Source organism: Vibrio sp. CAU 1672 (assembly GCF_029223195.1).
GTDB lineage: Bacteria > Pseudomonadota > Gammaproteobacteria > Enterobacterales > Vibrionaceae > Vibrio.
The window spans coordinates 91,102-115,900 of sequence record NZ_JARHUF010000006.1 but is presented as its reverse complement, the minus strand read 5'-3'; the positions used below and the strand labels follow the sequence as shown (position 1 = coordinate 115,900).

Sequence of the window (24,799 nt, the reverse complement as noted above, 5' to 3'; positions counted from 1 at the left end):
GCGAAAATTATGAAAATCAATCCATTACTCTTTTTAACTTTGCTCTCGCCTGCTGCTTTGGCATCAACAAGTTCAACGCTCTCTTTTACCCTGGATAACGACGGGATTTTTGGTGTCGATCAGGATTACACCAATGGCATTTTCTTCACTTACGCGACCGGCCAGCTAATACCGCAAGCAGAATGGTCGTGGTTTACCCTAAGCAACCCGCATCAGTCGAACATTGATAAATTTGAGTTTGTCTTAGGCCATAAGATGTGGACGCCAAGTGACATCTCGGCAGCAGAACCACTCGCCAATGACCGCCCTTATGCCGGCTTCCTGCATACCGAACTCAATTATCTCTCTCTCACCGCAGATAAAGCGGTGCGTTACAACCTCACCATGGGGGCAACCGGTGAGAGTTCGCTGTCCGATAAGGCACAGAACCTGGTTCACAGCATCACCGGCTCTACCGACCCTCAGGGATGGGACTATCAGATTGACGATACCTTTGCTTTCAGTGTGGGCTACCGCGCCTTCAACAAGTTGATGCGTAGTGAGGAACGCGAGACGCAATGGGAAATCACCAATATCAATGATATTAATGCCGGCAACTTCCGTAGTGATATCTCTCAGGGGGTGATGTTCCGCTGGGGAACGAATCTGGCCAATAGTCTCGGCGCGGCTAACATCAGTGTTGAAAGCCCGTTCTCAGCATCCATGCTTGGCCGTGATGGAGAAAGCTGGTTCGTCTTCACCGGTTTTGAGGGACGCTATCGGTTTAACGACCTCACCATTGAAGGTGATCGCTCCGGAATCCCAGAACCTAGCAAACCTTATGATGTAACGTTAGAGCATTGGCAAGCCAGCGCTGTCGCTGGGGTAACATGGTACAACCAACGCTTTGGTGCCAGCATGACATTTACGGTTAAAACCCCGGAGTATAAAGAGTCACAAACCGACGTATACGGAACTGGCTCCTTGTCTCTGTTTACTTTTTTCTAGGTCACCCCTTTCCACAACCGGTCTTTCTGTGCCGGTTGTGCTCCTCTTGCCGCGAGATCAACCAAGACTGTTTTAACCCTGCTTTTTGTAATAAAATAACAATCAGAATTAATTTGCAATGAGAACAGCAGATGTCAACAACTGGTCGTATTCACTCATTTGAGTCATGTGGTACCGTCGACGGTCCTGGTATTCGTTTTATCGTATTTATGCAGGGTTGCCTGATGCGTTGTATGTATTGCCATAATCGCGATACCTGGGATGTGCACGGTGGCAAAGAAGTGACGGTAGAAGAAATCATCAATGAAGCAAAATCATACCGCCACTTCATGAACGCGTCCGGGGGGGGCATCACCTGTTCAGGCGGTGAGGCGATGTTACAGCCAGAATTTGTGCGTGATTTTTTCCGCGCCGCACAGGCAGAAGGCATTCACACCTGTCTCGATACCAACGGCCACATCCGCAAACATACCGAGGTCATCGACGAAGTACTGGAAGCAACGGATCTGGTTATGCTCGATCTGAAACACATGAAAGATGAAATCCATCAAGACTTTATCGGTGTTTCTAACAAACGCACGTTAGACTTTGCCCGCTACCTGCATAAAATTGGGCAAAAAACCTGGATCCGCTATGTGGTTGTGCCAGGTTACACCGATGATGAAGATGCCGCACACATGCTGGGCGAGTTCATCAAAGATATGGACAACGTCGAAAAAGTTGAACTGCTGCCGTACCACAAGCTCGGCGCGCATAAATGGGAAGCGCTGGGACTGGATTACCCGTTAGAAGGCGTTAATCCACCAAGCAAAGAAACCATGGACAACATTCAGGCGATTCTTTCCCAATATCACTCAAATGTGAAATACTAACCATCATTGGGTTATAAAACAGAAACAAATACCAGCACTGACGCTGGTATTTTTTTAGGAAAGAAGAAGACACATGGATTGGTTTAACTTTGTCGCATTCCTGATCATTGTCTGGGTAATGGTCGCATTTTGCTGGCCGGACTTTCGCCAGGTTGTCTGGCCAAAACTGATGTCAGAAAAAGACTTTCAGCACCTGTTGTTTGGGACTGTCTTCCTGTTAAGCACCCTCTGGTCAGCTCAGGCAGGAGTTAAAGAAGGGCTGCAGATTCACTTTCTGGCCTTAACCACGTTAAGCCTGATGTTTGGTTGGCGTATGGCATTGGTTATTTCAGTGCCTGCGATGCTGGCTAACCACCTTATTCATGGCCACTCACTGGCGATGCTGCCTACCTCACTGCTGCTGTCTGCATTGATTCCGATTGGGATCAGCTACTGCGTTTTCCAGCTCAGCTACCGGCTGCTGCCACGCAATATTTTTGTTTTCATCTTCATCGCCGGTTTCATCAACGGTGCCGTTACCGGCAGCCTGCATTTACTGAACAACGCGATTTACCACCAGACGGTCGGTCATTATGACTGGGAAACCATCCAGCATAACTATTTTATCTTCGTTCCCTTACTTGCTTTTCCTGAAGGGCTGTTAAATGGCATGTCGATTGCTGTACTGACGGTGTTCAAACCGGAATGGCTACGCGTCTTCTCTGATCGTGACTACATTTATAACCACCATCACAAGAAATAGCGGCAACAATTTTTCACATAGTCCAGCGTGGCTGCAACAATATTTTTTCATATTAAATATGTGTTGAGATCATGTTTCATGCGTTTCGGACGCGTTAACCTAAGCACATTAAAAATGTATTAGACAAATTAGTGAGGTCTCCATGGAAATGTCAAACGCTCAACGTTTAATCCTATCAAACCAGTACAACCTGATGTCTCAACTTGATCCAAGTAATGCAGCAAAATATAAGCGCCTGCAAACCATCGTCGAACGTGGTTACGAGTTGCAAATGCAGGAACTGAACAAAGATTTTGGTTGCCTGAGTGAATCCGAATGCCGTGAAATCATCGACATTATGGAGATGTATCACGCCATGCAGGAGTCCAACAACATGTTGGGTGACGAAGAGCGCAGCAAAGTCGATCAGCGACGCCTGCAGTTCCTCGGCTTTGATATCGCCAGTGAAGCACAACAAGTGCACTACGTACGTTTTCTTGTCGACTCTGAAGGCCTGTACCCTCAGTTTAACAAAGGCGATCACCACTTTAACAGCCAGATGCCAATGCTGGATAAATACCGCCGTATGCTCATTACTTGGCGCAATTGCCCTCGCCAGTATCACCTGTGTGCCAACGAACTAACCCAAGTTTTCGGCGCGTAAATGGCTGCCTGTTTAGCATAAATAAAGTGAGGGACCGCAGGGTCCCTCACTTTGTTCTTCTGCGATTGACTTTAGCACGTTAGGTTAATTTAAAGGTTGCCACTTTGGCATTCAGTCCTTCCGCCAGTGCTTTAACCTGATAAGACTTTTCCGAACTTTCATTAGCACCGACCACCAATTGATCTGCCACATCTTTGATCAGAGTGATGTTCTGCGTCACTTCACCGGTAACGTGGGTCTGCTCTTCCGCTGCGGTAGCAATTTGCGTCGCCATATCACTGATCAGGGCCACCGCGGCATTAATCTCTTCTAACGCCATCGACGCCTTATCCGCATCGCGTACTGAGTGCCCCGCTAATCCCGCACTGCTTTCCATGATCGCAACCGCGTTTGCAGTGGTGTTCAACAAGACATCAATGGTTGCCTTTATTTCTTCCGTAGATGCATGAGTTCGTTGTGACAGCACCCGTACTTCATCGGCAACTACCGCAAAACCACGACCTTGTTCACCGGCACGAGCGGCTTCAATCGCGGCATTCAGAGCCAACAAGTTGGTTTGCTCAGCGATACCTTGAATGGTCGACAACACGGTGGAAATATCTTGCGCATGGTGATCCAACTTACGAACAACATCGCTGGCATTCTCAAGCTCATTGGCCAGTTTAGAAATTGACTGTTTGCTGTTGAGCACCAACTCGTGGCCGTTATCTGTACTGGCAGCAGAATCTTGTGCCGCCTTAGCCGTCTGTTCAGCATGAGAAGCTATCTCCTGCGTCGCGGACGCCAGCTCCGTGACCGCAGTGGCTACCATGGTAATTTCCTGCTGCTGATGATTGATCTCATTTACTGCCCGTTGTGCTCCCATTGCACTCTGCTCTGAGTGGCCGGTCAGCGAATGCGACTGCTCACGGATATGACCAATAAGTTGCTGTAAGCTGGCAACAAAGATATTAAAATTTTGCGCCAGCTTGCCCACTTCATCCTGCGACTCAACCTCAATACGCTGGGTTAAATCGCCGCTGCCGTTAGCAATTTGCTCCAACGCACTAGAAACATTGTATAACGGACGGAACAGAAGGTTACACAGCAGATTGAACAACACGGTACAGATGACAACCACAAGCCCGGTAACCAGCACCTGGCCCCATACTGCATCGAACAGAGGATCCACAAGCGAGTCGTAGTCAATCACGATCACGGTTGTCAAGGCTGTACCGGGAATTGCCTGAGCATAAATCACCGACTCCTGGCCTTTGACTGCCACGTATGCACCGTTTCCGGAGCGGGCTGCAGCTTGAACATCTTTGTGCTGCAGCCCCAGTTCAGGCAATGGCTGATTGAGAAGCTGGGTATCCTGATGGGCAAATATATTCCCCTGCTCATTGGCGATCAGCATATACCCCTCACCCGGCAAGATAACGTGAGCCATACTGTTCAGGATATCAGTGATTTCAACATCAGCGCCCAACACCAGTTGCTGACCATGTAAGTTGATCGCTTTACCCATAGAAACCACGTTCGCCCCGGTCGCGGCCGCAACGGTCGGGTTATCCAGAAACACACTGGCAGGTTTTTGTACGGCATTCTGATACCAGCCCCACTTTCTTGGGTCATCGTTGCCCGGCGGTAAAACCACCCCATTAGCGTTGCGCTGCGAACCATCCGGGTAGGCAAGGAACACATTATCAAAACCGGCAGAATGCTTGACCTGTTTTAAATGGGTAACAATCGCATCAGGCTTTACTTCTTCAGAAAGTGACGTTAACGCGCGCTCTTTAGACAGTAGCCAGTCAGCCACATACTGATTATAAGATGCAGCCGTGCTTTCAAGCCGCTGTTCAACTTCTGTATCAAGCCGTTCAAGCGAAGCACGAAATGACAAAGCTTCAACCAGAAGGCCCCCGACAATAATCGCCACACTCGCAGAGATGGCCAGCTTATTCTTAAGCGATAACTTTTTAAGCATGAATAGTCACTTTTGTTATATATAGAATTATGAATAATTTTTGCCAATTATATTTCGAGGTTAAAAATAAATCATGATCCACCTCTTATATTGACTAATTACTGATAAAACGATTGCGCATTCCCCCACGGCGTTCACCGGAAAAGGCACAACAACAATGCAACACGTTTTATAAAAACCGTGGTTGGAATAGGAAAAAAACTGTCTCAAAATTGAGGATTGCGCCAAAGAGCATAAGTTGCAATTTGAATATTCAAACGACAAATACTCCTCGCTTTCGAAAGTGATTTAGCAGTCATTTTTGTAATAAATTCATAATTGTTAAGCAAAATTGCAAATCCCCGACTAGGCTTAATTAAAGATAGGGAGTGATAGGAAAAGGCTCATCTGTCGCCTCGCGCTGAAATGATTTTGGTCCATAAAGCAAAGCTGTGGTTTTAGGGATTCCGGAACCAATAGCGATAACAGGACGTCTAACTTCATAAAACACGAGGCATCAAAAGGATAAGCCAACCTGCATCAACGTTCGTCGGTAGACTGACTATTAAGGGGAATGCGACATGAGTATTTTTGACCACTATCAAGCACGATATGAAGCTGCGAAAGACGAAGAGATGTCGTTACAGGAGTTCTTGGCCCTGTGTAAAGACGATAAGAGTGCTTATGCGAACGCAGCAGAACGACTTCTAATGGCTATTGGCGAGCCGGAAGTCATTGATACAGCCAAAGACCCAAGGCTCAGCCGTATTTTTTCTAACCGCGTCATTTCGCGCTACAAAACCTTTAAAGACTTTTACGGCATGGAGGATGCGATTGAGCAGATCGTGTCTTACCTCAAACATGCAGCACAAGGTTTGGAAGAACGTAAACAGATCCTCTACCTGTTAGGTCCTGTCGGCGGGGGTAAATCATCTTTAGCCGAAAAACTGAAAGCCTTAATGGAAAAAATGCCAATTTACGTCTTGTCTGCCAACGGCGTGCGCAGCCCGGTAAATGACCACCCATTCTGTCTGTTCAAGGCCAATGAAGACGGTGACATCCTCAAGAACGAGTACGGGATCGACAAACGTTACCTGCGTTCAATCATGTCTCCGTGGGCAGCCAAACGTCTGCACGAATTTGGCGGCGACATCACCAAATTTAAAGTGCTCAAAGTACGCCCTTCAATCCTGGACCAGATTGGTATTGCCAAAACCGAGCCTGGTGACGAAAACAACCAAGACATTTCATCGCTGGTTGGTAAAGTCGATATTCGCCAGCTTGAACACTATTCACAAGACGATCCCGACGCTTACAGCTACTCCGGTGCTTTGTGTAAAGCCAACCAGGGGTTGATGGAGTTTGTCGAGATGTTTAAAGCACCAATCAAAGTGCTGCACCCGTTGCTGACTGCCACCCAGGAAGGCAACTACAACGGGACCGAAGGGCTATCGGCCATTCCATTCGACGGCATGATCCTCGCGCACTCAAACGAGTCCGAATGGCAAACCTTCCGCAATAATAAAAACAATGAAGCGTTTCTTGACCGGGTTTACATTGTGAAAGTGCCCTACTGTCTGCGCGTTTCAGAAGAAGTTAAGATCTATCAAAAACTACTGGAAAACAGTGAGCTTTCTGCTGCACCGTGCTCACCGAGCACACTGGAGACCCTGGCACAGTTCAGCATTCTCTCACGCTTGAAAGAGCCGGAAAACTCGTCCATCTTCTCCAAAATGCGGGTATACGATGGTGAGACCTTAAAAGACACCGACCCGAAAGCGAAAAGCTACCAAGAGTATCGTGACTATGCAGGTGTGGATGAAGGGATGAGTGGTCTCTCAACCCGTTTTGCCTTCAAGATCCTGTCACGGGTGTTTAACTTCGATCAGACCGAGGTCGCAGCCAACCCGGTTCACCTGTTTTATGTGATTGAAAAACAAGTTGAGCGCGAGCAGTTCCCACAAGAAACGGCCGAAAAATACCTTGAGTTTTTGAAAGGTTACCTTGTGCCACGTTATGTAGAGTTCATCGGCAAAGAAATTCAAACCGCCTATCTGGAGTCTTACTCTGAATATGGTCAAAACATCTTTGACCGTTACGTAACCTATGCCGACTTCTGGATTCAGGATCAGGAGTATCGCGATCCTGAAACCGGTCAGTTGTTCGACCGCTCGTCTCTTAACTCTGAGTTGGAGAAAATTGAGAAAACTGCGGGTATCTCGAACCCAAAAGATTTCCGTAACGAAATCGTCAACTTCGTGCTGCGTGCGAAAGCCAATAATAATGGTCAAAACCCGGTTTGGACCAGCTACGAAAAACTGCGCACCGTCATTGAGAAGAAAATGTTCTCCAATACCGAGGAGCTCCTTCCGGTGATTTCATTCAATGCGAAAACGTCTTCTGATGATCAAAAGAAACACGACGACTTTGTCGCACGTATGATGGAAAAAGGCTATACCGAGAAACAGGTTCGCCTACTTTCTGAATGGTATCTACGAGTACGTAAGTCATCCTAACCCGGTAGTGAGTTAGGTCGCTTGTGAAACATGAAGAGGGCTATTTCATGGCGCAATTTATAGACCGCAGGCTCAATGGCAAAAACAAGAGCGCTGTTAACAGGCAGCGCTTCTTAAAACGCCATAAAGAGCAGATTAAAGAGTCGGTAGCAGACGCAGTGAATCGACGCTCGATCACCAACACGGAAACGGGCGAAGACGTCTCTATACCGCACAAAGACATTAATGAACCTATGTTCCATCAGGGAAAGGGCGGCGTTCGTGAACGCGTCCATCCTGGTAATGATCAATTTACCACTGGCGACAAAATCGAACGTCCGAAAGGGGGTGGTCAGGGTGACGGGGCCGGTGAAGGCAATACCAGTCCCGATGGCGAAGGTCAGGACGAGTTTGTGTTCCAAATCTCTAAAGATGAGTATCTGGATATTCTGTTTGAAGACCTTGAACTGCCTAACCTGGAAAAAAACCAGATTGCAAAAATTACCGAATGGAAAACCCACCGCGCGGGTTATCAAACCGCCGGGATTCCATCCAACATTGCCATTGTCCGTTCACTGCAGCAATCGCTGGCTCGTCGTACTGCAATGACCGCGAGTAAAAAACGGCTGATGCAAGAGCTCGAGGAAGAGCTGGCCCGCATCAAAAACATCGAGCCTGCTCAACCACTTGAAGAAAAGCGATTGCTGTCGGAAATTCAGGAACTTCGTAAAAAAATTGACAGTGTACCGTTTATCGACACCTTTGACCTGCGCTTCAAAAATTACGAAAAGCGTCCGGTTCCTTCCAGCCAGGCTGTAATGTTCTGCTTGATGGATGTGTCTGGCTCCATGGACCAGGCCACCAAGGACATCGCCAAACGTTTTTATGTTTTGTTGTATCTGTTTTTGACCCGCACTTACGAGAATGTCGATGTGGTCTTTATTCGCCACCATACCCAGGCGAAAGAAGTGGATGAGCACGAGTTTTTCTATTCACAAGAAACCGGTGGCACCATAGTCTCTAGTGCACTGAAACTCATGGATGAGATCGTGGCTGAGCGCTATCCTGTTGGTCAGTGGAATATTTATGCGGCACAAGCATCAGACGGTGATAACTGGGCTGACGATTCACCTCGCTGTCGCGATCTGTTAGTCAACAAGCTGTTACCTAACTGCCAGTATTATTCCTACATCGAGATCACTCGCCGCTCACATCAGACGCTGTGGCACGAATACGAGAAACTCACCGCAGAGTTCCCGAATTTTGCCATGAAAAATATCCGCTCAGTGGAGGACATCTTCCCGGTCTTCAGAGAACTATTCCACAAAGAGACAGCGTAAGGAGGCATGAAATGACAACCGAAATCGATAACGTTCCGGGTAAACATGCCGAGAACAAGCACTGCAGTAAGGCGCTGCCCGATGGACCAGACTGGACATTTGAACTGCTGGAAAAATACCATAAAGAGATTAAGCGTGTCGCAGAGCACTATCGCTTAGATACATACCCGAACCAAATCGAGGTAATCACATCTGAGCAGATGATGGACGCCTATTCCAGCATTGGTATGCCAATTAACTATAATCACTGGTCGTTCGGTAAAAAGTTCATTCAAACCGAGCAGAACTACAAACATGGCCAGATGGGTCTGGCGTACGAAATAGTGATCAACTCCAACCCATGTATTGCCTATCTGATGGAAGAAAACACCGTTACCATGCAAGCGCTGGTGATGGCGCACGCATGCTATGGACACAACTCGTTTTTCAAGGGGAATTATCTATTCCAGACCTGGACGGATGCAGGATCAATCATCGACTACCTGTTATTTGCCAAGAAATATCTCGCGGAGTGCGAAGAGCGTTATGGCGTGCAAGAAGTCGAAAAACTCCTTGACTCTTGCCATGCCTTGATGAATTTCGGGGTTGATCGCTACAAGCGTCCGGAAAAAATCTCCATTACCGAAGAGAAAGCGCGTCAGGAGGAGCGTGAGGCCTACTTACAATCTCAGGTAAACGAACTATGGCGTACAGTGCCGAAAGCCAAAGTCAAAGAGGAAGACCTGAAGGAACGCTTCCCGAGCGAGCCGCAGGAAAACTTGCTCTATTTCTTTGAAAAACACGCCCCTCTCCTCGAGCCCTGGCAGCGCGAGGTGGTGCGAATTGTGCGAAAAATCAGCCAGTATTTTTATCCACAAAAACAGACTCAGGTCATGAACGAAGGCTGGGCAACATTCTGGCACTACACGATTCTTAATCATCTGTACGATGAAGGGCTGGTGACTGAAAAATTCATTCTAGAGTTTCTCCACAGCCACACCAGCGTAGTAGCGCAACCGGCCTATAACAGCCCCTATTTTAGTGGTATCAATCCTTACGCACTGGGGTTTGCTATGTTTCGTGATATTAAACGTATCTGTGAAGAGCCGACCGATGAAGATAAAGAGTGGTTCCCTGAACTGGCCGGCACAGACTGGCTCGATGCACTGCACTTCGCCATGCATAACTTCAAAGATGAAAGCTTTATCAGCCAATATCTGTCACCGAAACTGATGCGTGATTTCAAGCTGTTTGCCATCAATGACGATGACCGGAAAAACTATGTTGAGGTCAGTGCAATCCACGACGAAATGGGCTATCAACGCATCCGTGAGACCTTGGCCTCCCAGTATAACCTTGCTAACCTCGAACCTAACATTCAGGTATTCAATGTCGATGTACGGGGTGACCGCTCCTTAACACTGCAATACGTCCCGCACAATCGCATCCCGCTTGATCCAAGTTATGATGAAGTGCTGAAACACGTTTACCGCCTTTGGGGCTTTGACGTGATCCTTGAAGAGGTTAAAGAGACCGGGCATCGCGAAATATTGTCTACCTGTCCTAAACGTAGTCAATACGACAACAACATCTGATCAAGTAAGTAAACGACAAAGGCCCCTTAACGGGGCCTTTTAACCACTTGCTCAAGCAAGGTGAGTCAACGCTTACACATTCTGCTGAGCCACAATAGCCCGCACTTCAGCGAGGTCTTCCGGTGTGTCTACTCCGGCAGCGGGGGCTTCTTTAGCCACCGCAACATGGATTTTCTCACCATACCACAACACGCGAAGCTGCTCTAAGGATTCGATCTGCTCCAGAGTACTTGGTGCCCAGTTCACATAAGTGCCAATGAAACCGGCACGATAGGCATAGATCCCAATATGGCGCATCAGTGGGTTAACAATGACTTTATCTTGCTGAGCGAAGTTATCCCGATCCCATGGAATGGTAGCCCGGCTGAAATACATCGCGTAGCCCCGCTCGTCAACCACCACTTTGACAGCATTAGGGTTAAACGCTTCATCTTCAGCGGTAATTTCTACCGCCAATGTGGCCATTGGCGCCTCACAATTAGCCAGATTTTGCGCAACCTGCTGAATTATAGCAGGGGGAATCAAGGGTTCATCACCTTGCACATTTACCACAATATGCTCGGCCGGAATCGCCATTTTTTCAATCACTTCAGCCAGACGTTCAGTACCAGACTCATGGGTCGAAGCTGTCATACACACCTTGCCACCAAATCCCTCTACTGCGCTGGCAACGCGCTCATCATCGGTGGCAACGATGACATCATCAGCCCCCGCCTGCAACGCCTGCTCGTAAACCCACTGCACCATAGGTTTACCGCCAATATCCGCCAGAGGCTTACCAGGCAAACGGCTGGAGTGGTAGCGTGCCGGAATGACCACTGTAAATGACATTAGCGCCCCTCATCCATGTTCATCGCCCTAGCTTCGCTTTCCAACAACACCGGAATCCCCTCTTGAATGGGGTAAGCAAGACGATCCATTTTACAAATCAGCTCTTGATTATCTTTATCATACGTGAGCTTACCTTTACATACCGGACAAGCTACAATCTCAAGCAGACGATGATCCATAAGCCGCTTTAACCTCTTTAATTCGATTCAAAATTTGTTCTGCGTCATTCTCATCAAACTGTGCAGAAACAGGCAAATACCACCAATTATCTTGCGCATAACTATCGCATTTGACGGCATCTTTCTCAGTCATGATCACATTCGCCCCTTGTTGGGCCAATGTGGTTAATTCTTGCGGATCAAAATCCTGATGGTCAGCGAAGCCTTTGGTCACTCTGACGTCGGCTGCCATACCCTTAAGGGTATGAAAAAAACGCGGTGGATGACCAATTCCGGCAAATGCCACCAGCTCTTTGAGTTGCGAAACCTCAACCTGTCTACGCGTGATCAAATTCACGGCTGCAGAAGGGGCCAAGGCCATTTGAACTTCACCGGCCTGTGCCTCTCCGCCATTGGTAATAACAAAGTCGACTTCATCTAAGCGTTCAACACCTTCACGCAATGGCCCGAGCGGGATCAAACTCTGGTTACCGAAGCGGCGCTGACCGTCAACGATCACCAACTCAACATCGCGCTCCAGAGCATAATGCTGCAAGCCGTCATCGGTCACAATGATATCCACGCCCTGAGGCAACAAGGCTTTAACCGCATTGGCGCGCACCGGATCAACAGCAACCGGCGCCCCGGTGCGACGTTGAATGAGTTTTGGTTCATCACCACAATGGGCTGTCGGCGTATCAGCGTTTAACACCAGGGGGTAGTGCGGCGCTTTGGCGCCATAACCACGGGAAACCACGCCCGGTTTGAAACCCAGTTGCTGCAACTGCTCGACCAGCCATACCACCACCGGTGTTTTTCCGTTACCACCGGCTGTAATATTACCGACTACAATCACCGGAACAGGGGCACGGTAGGCTTGCTTTTTCCCGGTTTGATACTGTGCCCGCTTTGCACGGCTAACTGCACCAAACAGCAGGCTCAGTGGCCATAAAATTGGCCACAACAAGTATTTTAACGGGTGGTTTTCAAACCATATTTTCTCAACCACGCTAATCATTCACCAAACTGAATCCGGTGCAGTTGAGCATAAGCCCCATCTTTGGCAATGAGATCTTTATGCGCTCCCCGCTCAATGATTGCGCCATCATCCACCACCAGAATTTCATCCGCTTTCTCAATGGTCGACAAGCGGTGAGCAATCACCAATACGGTCTTATCTTTTTGCAATTCATCCAGTGCCGCTTGGATAGCCCGCTCAGATTCAGTATCCAGCGCTGAGGTGGCTTCATCCAGAATCAACACCGGGGCATCACGCAGCAAAGCACGTGCAATCGCGATACGCTGTCGCTGACCACCGGATAAACTCGCCCCATTTTCTCCCACCATGGTATCCAGTCCGTTTTCCATTTTGGAAATAAACTCCATGGCATGTGCAAGTTTGGCCGCATGTTCAATATCACTCCGCTGGAATTTATCATCCGCCGCATAAGCAATATTGTTAGCAATAGTATCGTTGAACAAGTGGACATTCTGCGACACCAAGGCAAACTGCTCACGCAGGTTTTTCAACTCGTAGTCACGGATATCATTCCCATCCAGCTCGATAGAGCCGTCACTCACGTCGTAAAAACGGGTGAACAAATTGGCAATCGTGCTCTTACCCGAACCAGAACGACCGACCAGTGCCACGGTTTTGCCGCGTGGAATATCAAAGCTGACCTGATTAAGGGCTGGCTTTTCTGAACCCTGGTAAGTAAAACTCACCTGTTTGACACTCACGTCCCCCTTGGCGCGCTCCACGATGTATTTGCCTTCGTTCTTTTCTGGCTCCAAGTCAATCAACGCAAACAACGTCTGACTCGCTGCCATACCGCGCTGGAACTGAGATGTCACATTGGTTAGTGCCTTCAGCGGACGCATCAAACCAAACATCGCGGAAAAGACTACGGTAAAAGTACCGGGCGTAAGCTGCGATTTAATCGACTCAACACTAGCGAGGTACAGCACAATCACAATCGCAACCGAAGCAATCATTTGAATGATCGGGTTGGCCGCCGCCTGCGCCGTCACCAGCTTCATGCTTTGCTGTCGCATTTGATTGCTGACTTTCTCGAAACGCTGGCGTTCAATGTCCTGACCACCGTAACTGAGTACAACCTTATGCCCCTTCAGCATCTGTTCCGCTGAAGCCGCAACATTGCCCATCATGGTTTGCATATTTTTTGAAATTTTACGGAAACGCTTGGAAACAAATCCGATTCCCCAGGCCACCACCGGAGCAACCAAAAACAGAACCAATGACAGCTCCCAGCTGTTATAAAACATCAGGGCCAGCAAGCCGATAATACTTGCCCCTTCACGGACAATACTCACCAACGCCTGGCTGGTCGCCGCAGAAACCTGCTCGGAATCATAAGTGATCCGCGACAACAGGTTGCCGGTCTTTTCTTTGTCAAAATACGACACTGGCATATGCATGAAATGATTGAACACCATCCGACGCACCTGCATTACCACATTTCCTGATACCCAACTCAGACAGTAAGTTGAAACAAACCCACTGATACCCCGAATGAACATCATCGCAAAAATGATTATTGGTAAAGTACGAAGAAAATCAGACTCGGTACTACCAAAGCCTTCATCCAGTAAAGGCTTTAACAATGAGATCATATAGGTATCTGACAACGCATTAATGACTAATGCAATGACAGCAACGATCAAGCCAGATTTGTATAAACGAATAAATTGCCACAGGCGTTTAAACGTCTGCCAGGTCGTTTCATCAGTATTTATCGACATAGAAGTGTTTTGTTTTCTTACATTAAGGCCGCTATTCTACCCCCTTCCGCAGCATCTGCCTATACCAAGGACCGAATGTGTCGTGCCGTTTGGTCTGTACCTGCCAAAATTGTGGGTAAACTTTAACCGTTACCTGACCATGTTCACCGGTATCCAACCATTGGGATTGAATGCCCGTATACGCAGATTTCACCCTGTCATGCGGCATTCCCCATTGATTGCCTTTCGCCAAGGAGGCAATTGCTAACTCAGGACCAACCGCCTCAATAAACCGGAGATTGGAAGACGTTTTGCTGCCGTGATGCGGTACCAGCATAATATGGCTTGTGATTAAATCAGGCTGCCTGGCAAGTATCCACTCACTGATGGCTTCAATATCACCGGTCAGCAATACCCGTACGCCCGAGATAGGGTCAGTAATTCGCACCACGCAAGAGTGGGGGTTGAACGCTCTGCTAGTTCGTTTTGGTGGCCACAATGCTTCCAGTTTCAATCCTTGCCACTCCCACTCAACTCCTGAGTGGCAGGCTTGATACTCAGGCAATGACTGACTGGCATAGCGATGCCGGGGGGATAAGACCGTTTCGATCCATCCTCTTCCCCCGGCATGATCACCGTCAAAATGGCTAATGATAAAACTATCGAGTCGCTGATACCCTCGCTGGTGCAATAGCGGGCCGATAACCTGCTGCGCTATGCTACCGTCGTGCCAGGACTTTCCCGTGTCATACAGGAGCGTTTTGCCATCTTTTTCAATCAGCACCGCCAAGCCATGCCCGACATCCAACACGTCGAATTGCCATCTGTGTTGCTTTCCGCCAGAAAACAACGCAACGCCAAGCAATACCATTAACGGGATATACCCAGCCTGGGGATGCAGGAAGCGGCGCAGCAACATACCTACACAAATCACCACCAACAGCAAAATCTGCTTATCGCTAATGACAACCCAACTGCCTTCAGCCCATGGCAATAACCAAGTCAAAGGGATTAGTGACCAGTCGGCAAACTGCCACAGCCACTCACCCAACCAAGCCGGCCCCCAGGAAAACCCTAAGGCAAGAAACATCATGGGTATGACCACGATTCCAAACCAGGGAATAAACAACAAATTGTAGAGTAGGGAAGTGGCACTGAAACCGCCAAAGAAATGTCCGCTCAGTGGTATAAGAAACACGGTAAGGAAAAACTGCAGCGCCACAATCAATAACAGCTTGTGCGCTAAACTATACTTGCTTCGCTGCAAAACACTGACCGCCAGAAGCACGCCACACACAGATAAATACGATAACCAAAAACTGCTGCCAAAAACCGCAAAAGGATGAATTGACAACTGTACCGCGGCTGACAACAACAGGATTCGCCAACCAGACCAGTGAATTAACCAGCTTTTGAACATGACATACAACGCACAAACCATTAATGCCCTGCTGGTCGGCAGAGAAAAGTTAGCCAGCCAGGCGTAGACAAACGCAAAAAACAAGCCAAACCAAACCGGACTGTTCGCCCAGTTCGGGATCACCAGTCGCCCCCCATACCCCACGCCCTGTCCTATCACAAATGCCATACCGATATGCAAACCCGATATCGAGATTAAATGCAGCAATCCACTGTCACGAAGCTGCTCCCAGTCAGACTCTGCGAGTGCCGTTCGATCACCGAAACTAAGCGCTTTAAGCAACGGATAATGGCTCATCGTCGCAATGGGTTGTTCTACGCGCTGAATGATCGCGTCTCTTAGCGTCAGAGGAGTCCTAATGATCCAACCCGCCTCATCACTGACGATCCCGGTGGCAATAATGCTCCGGCTCAAAGCGTACTTCTCTGCATCAAACCCGGCTTCATTGCGTAACCCATAAATGGGTTTGAGTTCCACCGAGGTCGTAATGTGACTGTTAACGGCCAGTGGTAAAGGGGTTATCAAACGAATTTTTGGTTTAAGAAAAGGTAATAATTTGCGCTTTTCGGCACTATTTACCGTCACAATGCCTGAATATCCATGACTTATTTGTTTAAAATAGCTGTCAACTGAACCATTTATGGTAATATTCTCACCTGCTCGAAACAGGGCCTGTCTTTGATAATCCATGACGTTGGCATGAGTCACGACAACTACAAAGCCCCAAATTACACCTATGCTAATTAGGCCGTGTTGTAATTTAATCATTGAGCCCGTGGCAACGACGGCTAGCACTAACCAGTGCCAGCCTGGGATCGTTGGCCACCAACCGGATGAAATCACGGTAATAATAAACAACGCCAAGGTCCAACTTTTATCTGAGAGAGTCATGTCGTCCTATGCCTAGAAAGCTGATCAAACGCTTCATGCCTGATCATGAACTAATCAAACGTCAGAAAGCGCTGAAGGTATTCGGTAATGTCTTGTACAACCCCAACTTATGGTGCCTGAATCGCCGCTCTGCATCGGGCGCTTTCGCGGTAGGGCTGTTTATGGCGTTTGTCCCACTTCCCAGCCAGATGATCATGTCAGCAGGACTCGCCATTGCGTTAGGTGTCAACCTGCCACTTTCCGTCGCTTTGGTTTGGATCTCCAATCCGATCACGATGCCGGTTCTGTTTTACTTCGCATATAAAGTCGGAGCCATGGTAATGCAGGTTCCTTCCCAGTCTTTCCACTTTGAACTGTCATGGGAGTTCATCATGCAGCAAATGCATACCATAGGACCGCCTTTCTTGCTCGGTTGTGCCATCTGCGGGGTAATATCCGCCATGACGGGGTATTTTGGCATTAGGGGGCTTTGGCGCTATTCAGTGGTGCGAAGCTGGCAGAAACGTCAAACACGATAAAGTTTTCTCGAGTAAAATGCTGCGTTACCCATCAAGTCTGGGAAACGGGCAACAAGAGTAATGAAAGCCGCTGTCATTCAAGTATGAAGAGTTAAGAAACAGGATCACCGCATACTGAAACAGGTGGTTTTAGGATTAGCCAAAAAAGGACCGCATCGCGGTCCTTTTTCTATTGGAAGAGTTTACTTTGCACTAAGGACACTGGCGGGGTTGAGCTTAGCCGCACGAGAAGCCGGGTACCAGGTAGCAAGCAGGCTGAGTATGATTGCGGTGACCGACACCAACATCACATCCGGCCAAAGCAACTGGGAGGGCAAAAAATCAACAAAATAAATATCACCAGATAAAAACTGGTGGCCAATCAAATGCTCCAGACCTTTAATCAGCGTGGTCAAGTTCAGTGCAGTCAGCACCCCGGCCACACTGCCGGCAACGCTGCCCAACACACCAGAAAAGACCCCCTGCCAGACAAATATCCGCTTAATTAAACCGTCTTTGGCTCCCATGGTGCGCAGGATGGCAATTTCCGCTGCCCGGTCTTTAACCGCCATCATTAATGTCGAAACAATATTAAAACACGCCACACCGATGACCAGCACCATCACCAGATACATGATCGTCCGCACCAATTGAATATCCCGATACAAAAAACCAAACTGTTGCTGCCAACTGCGCAGGTAGACATAGTCATCAATCATACTGCCGACCGAACGAACTATCGAAGGAGCATTGAGCACATCATCCGTTTTAAGCGCTACTCCCGTCACCCCCTGACCTAATCTGGCATACTGCTGTGCATCAGATAAAGGCACTAATGCCAGGGCGTGGTCAATTTGACCATTTAAGGTAAGAAAACCCGCCACTTTCACCCTGACCCGCTTCGGGGCCTGTACTTTATTGGTGGCTCCGGATTGCGGGATCATCAGGGTCACATACTCTCCCGCCTCGACGTCCAGCTGTTCGGCGACACCGCGGCCTAAGATCACCTGCTGCTGCCCGGGGGTAAAATCTTGCCAAGCGACTGGATCGATAAAATCAGCCATATTGGAGACCGCCTGCTCAAAGGCAGGATCAACACCACGCACTTCAATCGCTTTGAGTTTCGCGCCTTTTTCTGCCAAACCAGTAAAACGAATGTAGGGTGCAGCAGCAATCACATTGGCGTGACTGATCGCCTGCTTCATGGTCTGCGTGTAGTTGAGCAACGGGCCATTTACCCCTTCCAGCTCGGCATGGGGGATCACCGATAACACCCGTGACTGCAGTTCCCGTTCAAATCCGTTCATCGCCGACAAGCCGATGATGATCACGGCAACACCAACAGCAATCCCGATGGTGGAAGACAGCGAGATAAAGGACACCATTTTATTACGCTTTTTTGTGCGGCTAAACCGGCCGCCAATCATCAAAGCTAAAGATGAAAACACGTTATACTCCCCAATTATGCGCCAGCCTGACTGGTACGGCTGACCAGCAGGCCATCTTGCATATGCATTTGACGATCCATTTTCGCCGCCAACTCGTTATCATGGGTCACGACTAAAAATGCAATGTTGGACTCACGATTAAGTTCGCGCATCAAGTCATAAATCGCCAGCGCGGTGCTGTGGTCCAGATTCCCGGTGGGCTCATCGGCCAGCACCAAATCAGGCTTATTGACCAAAGCGCGGGCAATGGCAACACGTTGACGTTCTCCGCCGGACAACTCTGATGGTCGGTGATCCATGCGATGGTTCAGGCCAACTTTCGCCAGTAATTCCTGTGCCGCCTGCTTAGCCTGCTGAGGTTTAACCCCACCAATCAACAAAGGCATAGCGACGTTTTCCAACGCGGTAAAATCAGCCAGCAGATGATGAAACTGATACACAAAACCAAGGTGCTTATTGCGCAGTGCCGCTTGTTTGTTCGAGGTTAACATGGCTAGGTTTTGCTCAAGAAAGCGGACTTGCCCCTCAGTCGCGTCGTCAAGCGCGCCCAGGATATGCAGTAAGGTACTTTTTCCCGAACCGGAAGAACCGACAATCGACACCAGCTCCCCTTTTTCCAGGTCAAAACTCACACCCCGCAAGACTTCAGTATCTAACTTTCCTTCACGGTAGATTTTACGAATATCGCGACATTCTAATAACTTACTCATAACGAAGTGCCTCAGCAGGTTGCACAGAAGATGCTCGGTAGGAAGGATAAAGGGTCGCCGCCAAACTCAGGCTAATCGCCAGCACCACGACCAATAAAATTTGCAGCGGATCAATCTCTATCGGCAGGTGGCCGCCATAGGAAAACAGCGCCACGCCGGCAGACTCAAGAATGGCATTCAGATTCAGTGATAACACTATCCCGGCCAAGCCGCCAACGACAGCGCCAATTACGCCACTGCTCGCGCCTTGTACCATAAAAATACTCATCACTTGTCCCTGAGTCATACCTTGGGTTTTCAGGATCGCGACTTCAGCTTGCTTTTCCATCACCACCATGATCAAAGCAGAAATGATATTAAACGCCGCCACACCGACGATCAGCCCCAGCATTAACCCCATCATGTTCTTTTCCATTTTGACCGCCTGGAACAGCTCACCGCGTTGCTCACGCCAGTCATGCCACTGCCAGCCCGCAGGCAAAGGTGCATCGGCATACGCTGTAACCATAAATGGGTCCGGAAAAAACACCCGCCAGCCAGACACCGTCTGTTTAGGCAGACGCATCAGCTTAGCGGCGTCGTTCATATTCACAACCATCAACTGAGCATCGACGTCGGAGCCAGTATTAAAAATTCCAGCAACCGTAAAGTTACGCTGGCTGGGAATGCGTCCAAATGGGGTAAACTGAGTTGCATTAGTGACCATCAGGCGAACTTTGTCGCCCATTGAAACTTTGAGCGAGCGAGCCAGGCTATGTCCGAGAAATAAGTTGTATTCACCGGATTCAAGCGCCGACATGCGACCCGCGATCAGATGATGACCAATCGGGTCATCCGTTTGCGGCTCAATTCCGAGCAAATACCCGGCGCTCAGCTGCGCCGCGCTCTGGATCACGGCCTCGCCACGAACTACCGGCTCTGGTTCAGCCAGCGGAGACATTTCCCGTACAAATACCGGAGCGGACTCTGACAGCGGCGTTTTACCATTGTTCTGTGTAATGACCGCATGGGGCAACACCCCGAGAATGCGCTCCTTTAACTGGCCCTCAAAGCCATTCATAACCGACAGGACTGTAACCAGCGCCATCACACCGATGGTGATACCTGCGGTAGACATATAGGAGACAAACCGACTGAAACGATCGCCCGAACGCCCGCGAAGATAGCGAAAGCCGATAAATAAAGAGACTGGATGATACATAGATGACAAACCAACGGGTTTTCTTATTCAAAATGGTTAGTGCTAAACTTTAGCAAGTATCTTACCCTACTCTGTGAGTGAACATGACAAGAGAATCACTAAATTTGTCAACGACATGCAATATGTTCGCATTTAACGCAGAAAGTTCACCCTCAACGGCGGGTAAACTTGATTAGTTGACCCAGTTGTCGATAATCAATGCCTTATCTTCGCAAGCTTATCGCATCAGAGAGCGCTCGCTTGGCAACAGGACACCCATTATGACAGAGCAAGAATACTTTACGGTACACCACAGCCTCACCATTAACGTGGAGGCGCTGGAGAACGACTTTGCTCTGCCAGATAAAAGCACCTTTACCGCAGAGATCCCCGCTCCCTTTATCGTTGCCAGTGAGTTCAGTCACTTAGATCTTCTGGCTGAACAAGCTCGCACTGAACTGAAAAACAAAGAGCTCAAAAGTGTCATCAGCCTGCTGGATACCCAGAATGCCAAGCTTAACCTGCTGCTCAGCTTCATGCTATCCCAGCAAGATGACACGTCATTACGTTTTAACACCACTCAGTTTGGTGCCAGCCAACTGAGTTACCATGCACCGCACTCCCTGGGTGAGCAGCAGTTGGTTCGGCTCAAAATCTTCCTCGACCAACCTGCCGCTGCCATTTACTGTTACGCACAGGTTTCCGGGTGCGTCGCCAGCGAACACGGCTATGACATCACACTACATTACAAAATGATCCGGGACAGCGATCAGGATTTACTGATCAAAGCCGCTTTGTATCAACAACAAAAACTATTACGCCAACGCTCACTGGAGCGGGACAACAAATAATCACCATGACTCAAGCAAGCATTCTTTCCGTCACCAACCCGACTGAGCGTGGCGACAAAAAACAACTCGGTAACCTACCGGGAGCCTCTTTACCTTTGGCGATCGCCGAGCTGGCCAAACAGCATACAAGCCACTCATTGCTCGTGGTACCCGACCCACAGGTCGCGCTGAAGCTACAGGCTGAAATTGAACAGTTTACTGATCAGCCCGTCGGGTTGTTCCCGGACTGGGAAACCTTACCGTACGACAATTTTTCGCCGCATCAAGAGGTTATCTCTGAACGGATCGCCCGCCTGTATCAGTTACCTCAGCAGCGCAGCGGGATCACCATTGTACCGGTCAGCACGGTCATGCAGCGCCAGTCTCCGCGCGAGTTCTTGCTCCAGCATACCCTGATGGTCAAAACCGGCGACCAGTTTTCACTGGAAAAACTGCGCGTTCAACTGGAAAACTCCGGTTATCGGCATGTTGATCAAGTCTTCGGCCCCGGCGAATATGCCAGCCGCGGCTCCATTCTGGATCTTTTCCCGATGGGTAGCCAGGATCCCTACCGTATTGATTTTTTTGATGATGAGATCGATACCATCCGTACTTTTGATCCGGAGAATCAACGCTCGATAGAAGATATTCAGCAAATCCAACTGCTCCCGGCGCATGAGTTTCCCACCACACAACACGCCATCGAAGAGTTTCGCACTCGTTGGCGCAGCCACTTCGAAGCTCGCCGTGAGCCTGAATCGATCTACATGCAGGTCACCAAACGGACCTGGCCGGCAGGTATTGAATATTGGCAGTCGCTGTTTTTTGACCACACCGAAACCCTGTTCGATTACTTGCCGGATGATACACAACTGATCACTTTTGGTGATATCGAAACAGCCGTCGACAACTTTTTAACTGATGTCGAGTACCGCTTTGAGCAGAAGAAAGTTGACCCGCTGCGCCCACTGCTCGCGCCGCATGAACTGTGGCTGAAAAAAGATGAGCTGTTTAGTCAGTTTAAACAGTTGCCCCAAGCCCAGCTAAGTGTTGAGAAGATCACCCAACGCGCCGGACGCCAGAACCTGGATGTCCAGCCACTGACCGAATTAGGTGTACAACAGCAAAACAAAGAGCCACTAGCGAGAATCCGCCAGTTCAGCGAGCAGTTTGGCGGCAAGATTGTCTTTTCTGTCGAGTCCGAAGGCCGCCGCGAAGCGCTGACCGAACTGCTGCAAGGGATCAAAATGCGCCCGGTGGTTCACGCTTCACTCTATCAGGCTCTCGACTCAACCGATCGGCTGAGCCTGGTCATTGGCGCAGCAGAACATGGTTTTATCCACAATCAGCTCAACTTTGCCCTGATCTGTGAAAGCGACCTGCTGGGCGATCGCGTGATTCAGCGCCGGCGCAAAGACAAGCGGGCAGTCAATAGCGATACCATCATCCGGCACCTGGCCGAGTTAAAACCCGGTCAACCAGTCGTGCATATTGATCATGGCATTGGCCGCTATATTGGCCTGCAGACCCTTGAGGCCGGGGGAATGAAAACCGAATACGTGACGCTGGAGTACCAAAACGACGCCAAGCTTTACGTTCCGGTTTCTTCTCTGAATCTGATCAGTCGCTACTCCGGCGGAGCAGAAGAGAGTGCCCCGCTGCATAAACTGGGCGGGGAAACGTGGGCTAAAGCCCGCCGCAAAGCAGCAGAAAAAGTGCGTGACGTGGCAGCTGAACTGCTGGATGTGTACGCTAAGCGAGAGCTCAAGCCCGGCCATAAATTTGCCCTGGATCGCGGCCAGTACGCCACATTCAAAGCGACCTTCCCGTTTGAAGAAACCGACGACCAGGCCATGGCCATCAATGCGGTACTGTCTGACATGTGCCAGGACAAAGCCATGGACCGCCTGGTATGTGGTGACGTGGGCTTTGGTAAAACCGAAGTGGCCATGCGGGCAGCCTTTGTCGCGACCGATAACAGCAAACAAGTCGCAGTGCTGGTTCCCACCACCCTGCTCGCCCAACAACATTTCGAAAATTTCCGCGATCGCTTCGCCAATCTGCCGATCCGCGTTGAAGTACTCTCACGCTTTAAATCGGCCAAAGAGCAGAAACAAATCATGCAGGATGTGGCGGATGGCAAAGTGGACATTGTGGTCGGGACGCACAAGCTGTTATCAAGTGATATCCGCTTTAAGGACCTAGGCCTGTTGATCGTCGACGAAGAGCACCGCTTTGGCGTCCGCCAGAAGGAGAAAGTCAAAGCGATGCGCGCCGATGTGGACATTCTCACCCTGACCGCAACGCCGATCCCGCGAACGCTGAATATGGCGATGAGCGGTATGCGTGACCTGTCGATCATTGCCACACCGCCAGCACGCCGCCTGGCGATCAAAACCTTTGTTCGTCAGTCTGAAGATGCCGTTATCCGCGAAGCGGTCCTGCGTGAAATCATGCGCGGTGGGCAGGTGTACTTCTTACACAACCAGGTCGAGACTATCGAAAAAACCGCCGAAGAACTGCAGAAACTTATCCCCGAAGCCCGGGTCACGGTCGCACATGGTCAGATGCGCGAACGCGAACTGGAACGGATCATGAACGATTTTTACCACCAACGCTTTAACCTGTTGGTGTGTACCACCATCATTGAAACCGGTATCGACGTTCCGACCGCCAACACCATCATCATGGATCGGGCAGATCACCTCGGCCTGGCCCAACTACACCAGCTGCGCGGACGGGTTGGCCGCTCACACCACCAGGCCTACGCGTACTTACTCACGCCTCATCCAAAAGCTATGACCAAAGACGCGATCAAACGCCTGGATGCAATTGCCTCTCTGGAAGATTTAGGTGCAGGCTTTACTCTCGCCACCCATGACCTGGAAATCCGCGGGGCCGGTGAGTTACTTGGCGACGAACAGAGTGGCCAGATCCAATCGGTCGGCTTTACCCTGTATATGGAAATGCTCGAGCAAGCCGTTGAAGCACTGAAAGAAGGCAAAGAGCCCTCATTGGATGAACTGCTGCGCGAGCAGACCGAAGTGGAACTGCGCATCCCGGCGCTGTTGCCTGACGACTACATCCCGGATGTCAATACGCGCTTATCAATGTACAAACGTATTGCCAGCATAAGCAACAGCGACGAGTTAGCCGAGCTGAAAGTAGAGTTGATAGATCGCTTTGGCCTGCTGCCGGATGCCACCAAAAATCTGCTCGCCGTCTCAGAGCTTAAATTTGCCGCGGCTAAACTGAAAGCCAAGAAAGTTGAAGCCCATGACAAAGGCGGATTTATTGAGTTTTGCCCGGATGCTGACATAAATCCGGCCTACTTAGTTACACTGTTGCAGTCGCAACCGCAAAAATTTGCAATGGAAGGTCCAACTAAGTTCAAGTTTAGCGTACCATTAGCAGACCGGCGCAAGCGCATTCAGTTTGTCCAGAACTTACTGAACGAGTTTAAACAAAATTTATTACCAACGAGCTAATTGTCG

General features: G+C 49.3%; 19 protein-coding genes. 10 read left to right on the top strand and 9 right to left on the bottom strand.

The window, feature by feature from the left end; genetic code table 11:
- Positions 1–9: 9 nt before the first annotated feature.
- The 4 genes from P2G85_RS07990 (at position 10) to P2G85_RS07975 (ending at position 3,244) form a co-directional block, all read left to right on the top strand.
- Entirely contained in the window at positions 10–987 is a 978-nt protein-coding gene (locus tag P2G85_RS07990) for a lipid A deacylase LpxR family protein (protein WP_275863567.1), read from the top strand.
- Between the two features lie 131 nt (positions 988–1,118).
- A complete protein-coding gene (gene pflA, locus P2G85_RS07985) occupies positions 1,119–1,859 on the top strand; it encodes a pyruvate formate lyase 1-activating protein (protein WP_275863566.1) in 741 nt (246 codons plus the stop codon).
- Between the two features lie 73 nt (positions 1,860–1,932).
- A complete protein-coding gene (locus P2G85_RS07980; RefSeq protein WP_275863565.1) occupies positions 1,933–2,601 on the top strand; it encodes an energy-coupling factor ABC transporter permease in 669 nt (222 codons plus the stop codon).
- Positions 2,602–2,743: 142 nt separating this feature from the next.
- On the top strand, positions 2,744–3,244 hold the full coding sequence (locus P2G85_RS07975) for a YfbU family protein (RefSeq protein WP_275863564.1): 501 nt from the start codon (positions 2,744–2,746) through the stop codon (positions 3,242–3,244).
- Positions 3,245–3,323: 79 nt separating this feature from the next.
- Here the strand turns inward: P2G85_RS07975 and P2G85_RS07970 are convergent, their stop codons facing one another.
- Positions 3,324–5,210 (bottom strand): methyl-accepting chemotaxis protein, encoded by a 1,887-nt coding sequence (locus P2G85_RS07970; RefSeq protein WP_275863563.1) that lies wholly within the window; start codon positions 5,208–5,210, stop codon positions 3,324–3,326.
- Between the two features lie 560 nt (positions 5,211–5,770).
- Here P2G85_RS07970 and P2G85_RS07965 point away from each other — a divergent pair.
- The 3 genes from P2G85_RS07965 to P2G85_RS07955 are packed head-to-tail and all read left to right on the top strand — an operon-like array spanning position 5,771 to position 10,598.
- Entirely contained in the window at positions 5,771–7,705 is a 1,935-nt protein-coding gene (locus P2G85_RS07965; RefSeq protein ID WP_275863562.1) for a PrkA family serine protein kinase, read from the top strand.
- A 47-nt stretch (positions 7,706–7,752) separates the two neighbouring features.
- Complete coding sequence (locus P2G85_RS07960; RefSeq protein ID WP_275863561.1) at positions 7,753–9,024, top strand: YeaH/YhbH family protein; 1,272 nt, start codon at positions 7,753–7,755, stop codon at positions 9,022–9,024.
- 11 nt (positions 9,025–9,035) lie between these two features.
- Entirely contained in the window at positions 9,036–10,598 is a 1,563-nt protein-coding gene (locus P2G85_RS07955) for a SpoVR family protein (protein ID WP_275863560.1), read from the top strand.
- A gap of 72 nt (positions 10,599–10,670) precedes the next feature.
- Here the strand turns inward: P2G85_RS07955 and kdsB are convergent, their stop codons facing one another.
- Genes kdsB through P2G85_RS07930 form a run of 5 tightly spaced genes read right to left on the bottom strand, consistent with a single transcriptional unit; the run spans position 10,671 to position 16,640 of the window.
- On the bottom strand, positions 10,671–11,429 hold the full coding sequence (gene kdsB / locus P2G85_RS07950; protein ID WP_275863559.1) for a 3-deoxy-manno-octulosonate cytidylyltransferase: 759 nt from the start codon (positions 11,427–11,429) through the stop codon (positions 10,671–10,673).
- Positions 11,429–11,608, bottom strand: coding sequence for a Trm112 family protein (locus P2G85_RS07945; RefSeq protein ID WP_275863558.1), 180 nt, complete (start codon positions 11,606–11,608; stop codon positions 11,429–11,431). Before P2G85_RS07945 ends, kdsB begins: the two co-directional genes overlap by 1 nt.
- Positions 11,589–12,596, bottom strand: a complete 1,008-nt coding sequence (gene lpxK, locus P2G85_RS07940; RefSeq protein ID WP_275863557.1) for a tetraacyldisaccharide 4'-kinase — start codon at positions 12,594–12,596, stop codon at positions 11,589–11,591. The genes P2G85_RS07945 and lpxK overlap by 20 nt, the downstream gene beginning before the upstream one ends.
- Before the next feature lie 5 nt (positions 12,597–12,601).
- Positions 12,602–14,350, bottom strand: a complete 1,749-nt coding sequence (gene msbA / locus P2G85_RS07935) for a lipid A ABC transporter ATP-binding protein/permease MsbA (RefSeq protein WP_275863556.1) — start codon at positions 14,348–14,350, stop codon at positions 12,602–12,604.
- Positions 14,351–14,381: 31 nt separating this feature from the next.
- A complete protein-coding gene (locus tag P2G85_RS07930; RefSeq protein WP_275863555.1) occupies positions 14,382–16,640 on the bottom strand; it encodes a DNA internalization-related competence protein ComEC/Rec2 in 2,259 nt (752 codons plus the stop codon).
- Positions 16,641–16,648: 8 nt separating this feature from the next.
- Here P2G85_RS07930 and P2G85_RS07925 point away from each other — a divergent pair, with 8 nt between their 5' ends.
- Positions 16,649–17,158 (top strand): DUF2062 domain-containing protein, encoded by a 510-nt coding sequence (locus P2G85_RS07925; RefSeq protein WP_275863554.1) that lies wholly within the window; start codon positions 16,649–16,651, stop codon positions 17,156–17,158.
- Between the two features lie 182 nt (positions 17,159–17,340).
- Here the strand turns inward: P2G85_RS07925 and lolE are convergent, their stop codons facing one another.
- Genes lolE through lolC form a run of 3 tightly spaced genes read right to left on the bottom strand, consistent with a single transcriptional unit; the run spans position 17,341 to position 20,496 of the window.
- Entirely contained in the window at positions 17,341–18,585 is a 1,245-nt protein-coding gene (gene lolE / locus P2G85_RS07920; RefSeq protein ID WP_275863553.1) for a lipoprotein-releasing ABC transporter permease subunit LolE, read from the bottom strand.
- Positions 18,586–18,599: 14 nt separating this feature from the next.
- Positions 18,600–19,295: a lipoprotein-releasing ABC transporter ATP-binding protein LolD gene (gene lolD / locus P2G85_RS07915; protein WP_275863552.1), complete on the bottom strand. Its 696-nt coding sequence runs from the start codon at positions 19,293–19,295 to the stop codon at positions 18,600–18,602.
- The gene (lolC, locus tag P2G85_RS07910; RefSeq protein ID WP_275863551.1) at positions 19,288–20,496 is read right to left on the bottom strand and encodes a lipoprotein-releasing ABC transporter permease subunit LolC; all 1,209 of its coding nucleotides are present in this window, start codon (positions 20,494–20,496) and stop codon (positions 19,288–19,290) included. The genes lolD and lolC overlap by 8 nt, the downstream gene beginning before the upstream one ends.
- A 260-nt stretch (positions 20,497–20,756) precedes the next feature.
- Between lolC and P2G85_RS07905 the strand changes: the two genes are divergently transcribed.
- Together P2G85_RS07905 and mfd are read left to right on the top strand one after the other, a co-directional pair.
- Entirely contained in the window at positions 20,757–21,326 is a 570-nt protein-coding gene (locus P2G85_RS07905) for a PilZ domain-containing protein (protein WP_275863550.1), read from the top strand.
- Between the two features lie 5 nt (positions 21,327–21,331).
- Entirely contained in the window at positions 21,332–24,793 is a 3,462-nt protein-coding gene (gene mfd / locus P2G85_RS07900; protein WP_275863549.1) for a transcription-repair coupling factor, read from the top strand.
- The last annotated feature ends 6 nt before the right edge of the window (positions 24,794–24,799 follow it).

What these genes read in the sequence shown, in the direction of transcription:
- P2G85_RS07990 (WP_275863567.1), top strand. Translation starts at nt 10, where the DNA reads ATGAAAATCAATCCATTACTCTTTTTAACTTTGCTCTCGCCTGCTGCT.
- pflA (WP_275863566.1), top strand. Translation starts at nt 1,119, where the DNA reads ATGTCAACAACTGGTCGTATTCACTCATTTGAGTCATGTGGTACCGTC.
- P2G85_RS07980 (WP_275863565.1), top strand. Translation starts at nt 1,933, where the DNA reads ATGGATTGGTTTAACTTTGTCGCATTCCTGATCATTGTCTGGGTAATG.
- P2G85_RS07975 (WP_275863564.1), top strand. Translation starts at nt 2,744, where the DNA reads ATGGAAATGTCAAACGCTCAACGTTTAATCCTATCAAACCAGTACAAC.
- P2G85_RS07970 (WP_275863563.1), bottom strand. Translation starts at nt 5,210, where the DNA reads ATGCTTAAAAAGTTATCGCTTAAGAATAAGCTGGCCATCTCTGCGAGT.
- P2G85_RS07965 (WP_275863562.1), top strand. Translation starts at nt 5,771, where the DNA reads ATGAGTATTTTTGACCACTATCAAGCACGATATGAAGCTGCGAAAGAC.
- P2G85_RS07960 (WP_275863561.1), top strand. Translation starts at nt 7,753, where the DNA reads ATGGCGCAATTTATAGACCGCAGGCTCAATGGCAAAAACAAGAGCGCT.
- P2G85_RS07955 (WP_275863560.1), top strand. Translation starts at nt 9,036, where the DNA reads ATGACAACCGAAATCGATAACGTTCCGGGTAAACATGCCGAGAACAAG.
- kdsB (WP_275863559.1), bottom strand. Translation starts at nt 11,429, where the DNA reads ATGTCATTTACAGTGGTCATTCCGGCACGCTACCACTCCAGCCGTTTG.
- P2G85_RS07945 (WP_275863558.1), bottom strand. Translation starts at nt 11,608, where the DNA reads ATGGATCATCGTCTGCTTGAGATTGTAGCTTGTCCGGTATGTAAAGGT.
- msbA (WP_275863556.1), bottom strand. Translation starts at nt 14,350, where the DNA reads ATGTCGATAAATACTGATGAAACGACCTGGCAGACGTTTAAACGCCTG.
- P2G85_RS07930 (WP_275863555.1), bottom strand. Translation starts at nt 16,640, where the DNA reads ATGACTCTCTCAGATAAAAGTTGGACCTTGGCGTTGTTTATTATTACC.
- P2G85_RS07925 (WP_275863554.1), top strand. Translation starts at nt 16,649, where the DNA reads ATGCCTAGAAAGCTGATCAAACGCTTCATGCCTGATCATGAACTAATC.
- lolD (WP_275863552.1), bottom strand. Translation starts at nt 19,295, where the DNA reads ATGAGTAAGTTATTAGAATGTCGCGATATTCGTAAAATCTACCGTGAA.
- lolC (WP_275863551.1), bottom strand. Translation starts at nt 20,496, where the DNA reads ATGTATCATCCAGTCTCTTTATTTATCGGCTTTCGCTATCTTCGCGGG.
- P2G85_RS07905 (WP_275863550.1), top strand. Translation starts at nt 20,757, where the DNA reads ATGACAGAGCAAGAATACTTTACGGTACACCACAGCCTCACCATTAAC.
- mfd (WP_275863549.1), top strand. Translation starts at nt 21,332, where the DNA reads ATGACTCAAGCAAGCATTCTTTCCGTCACCAACCCGACTGAGCGTGGC.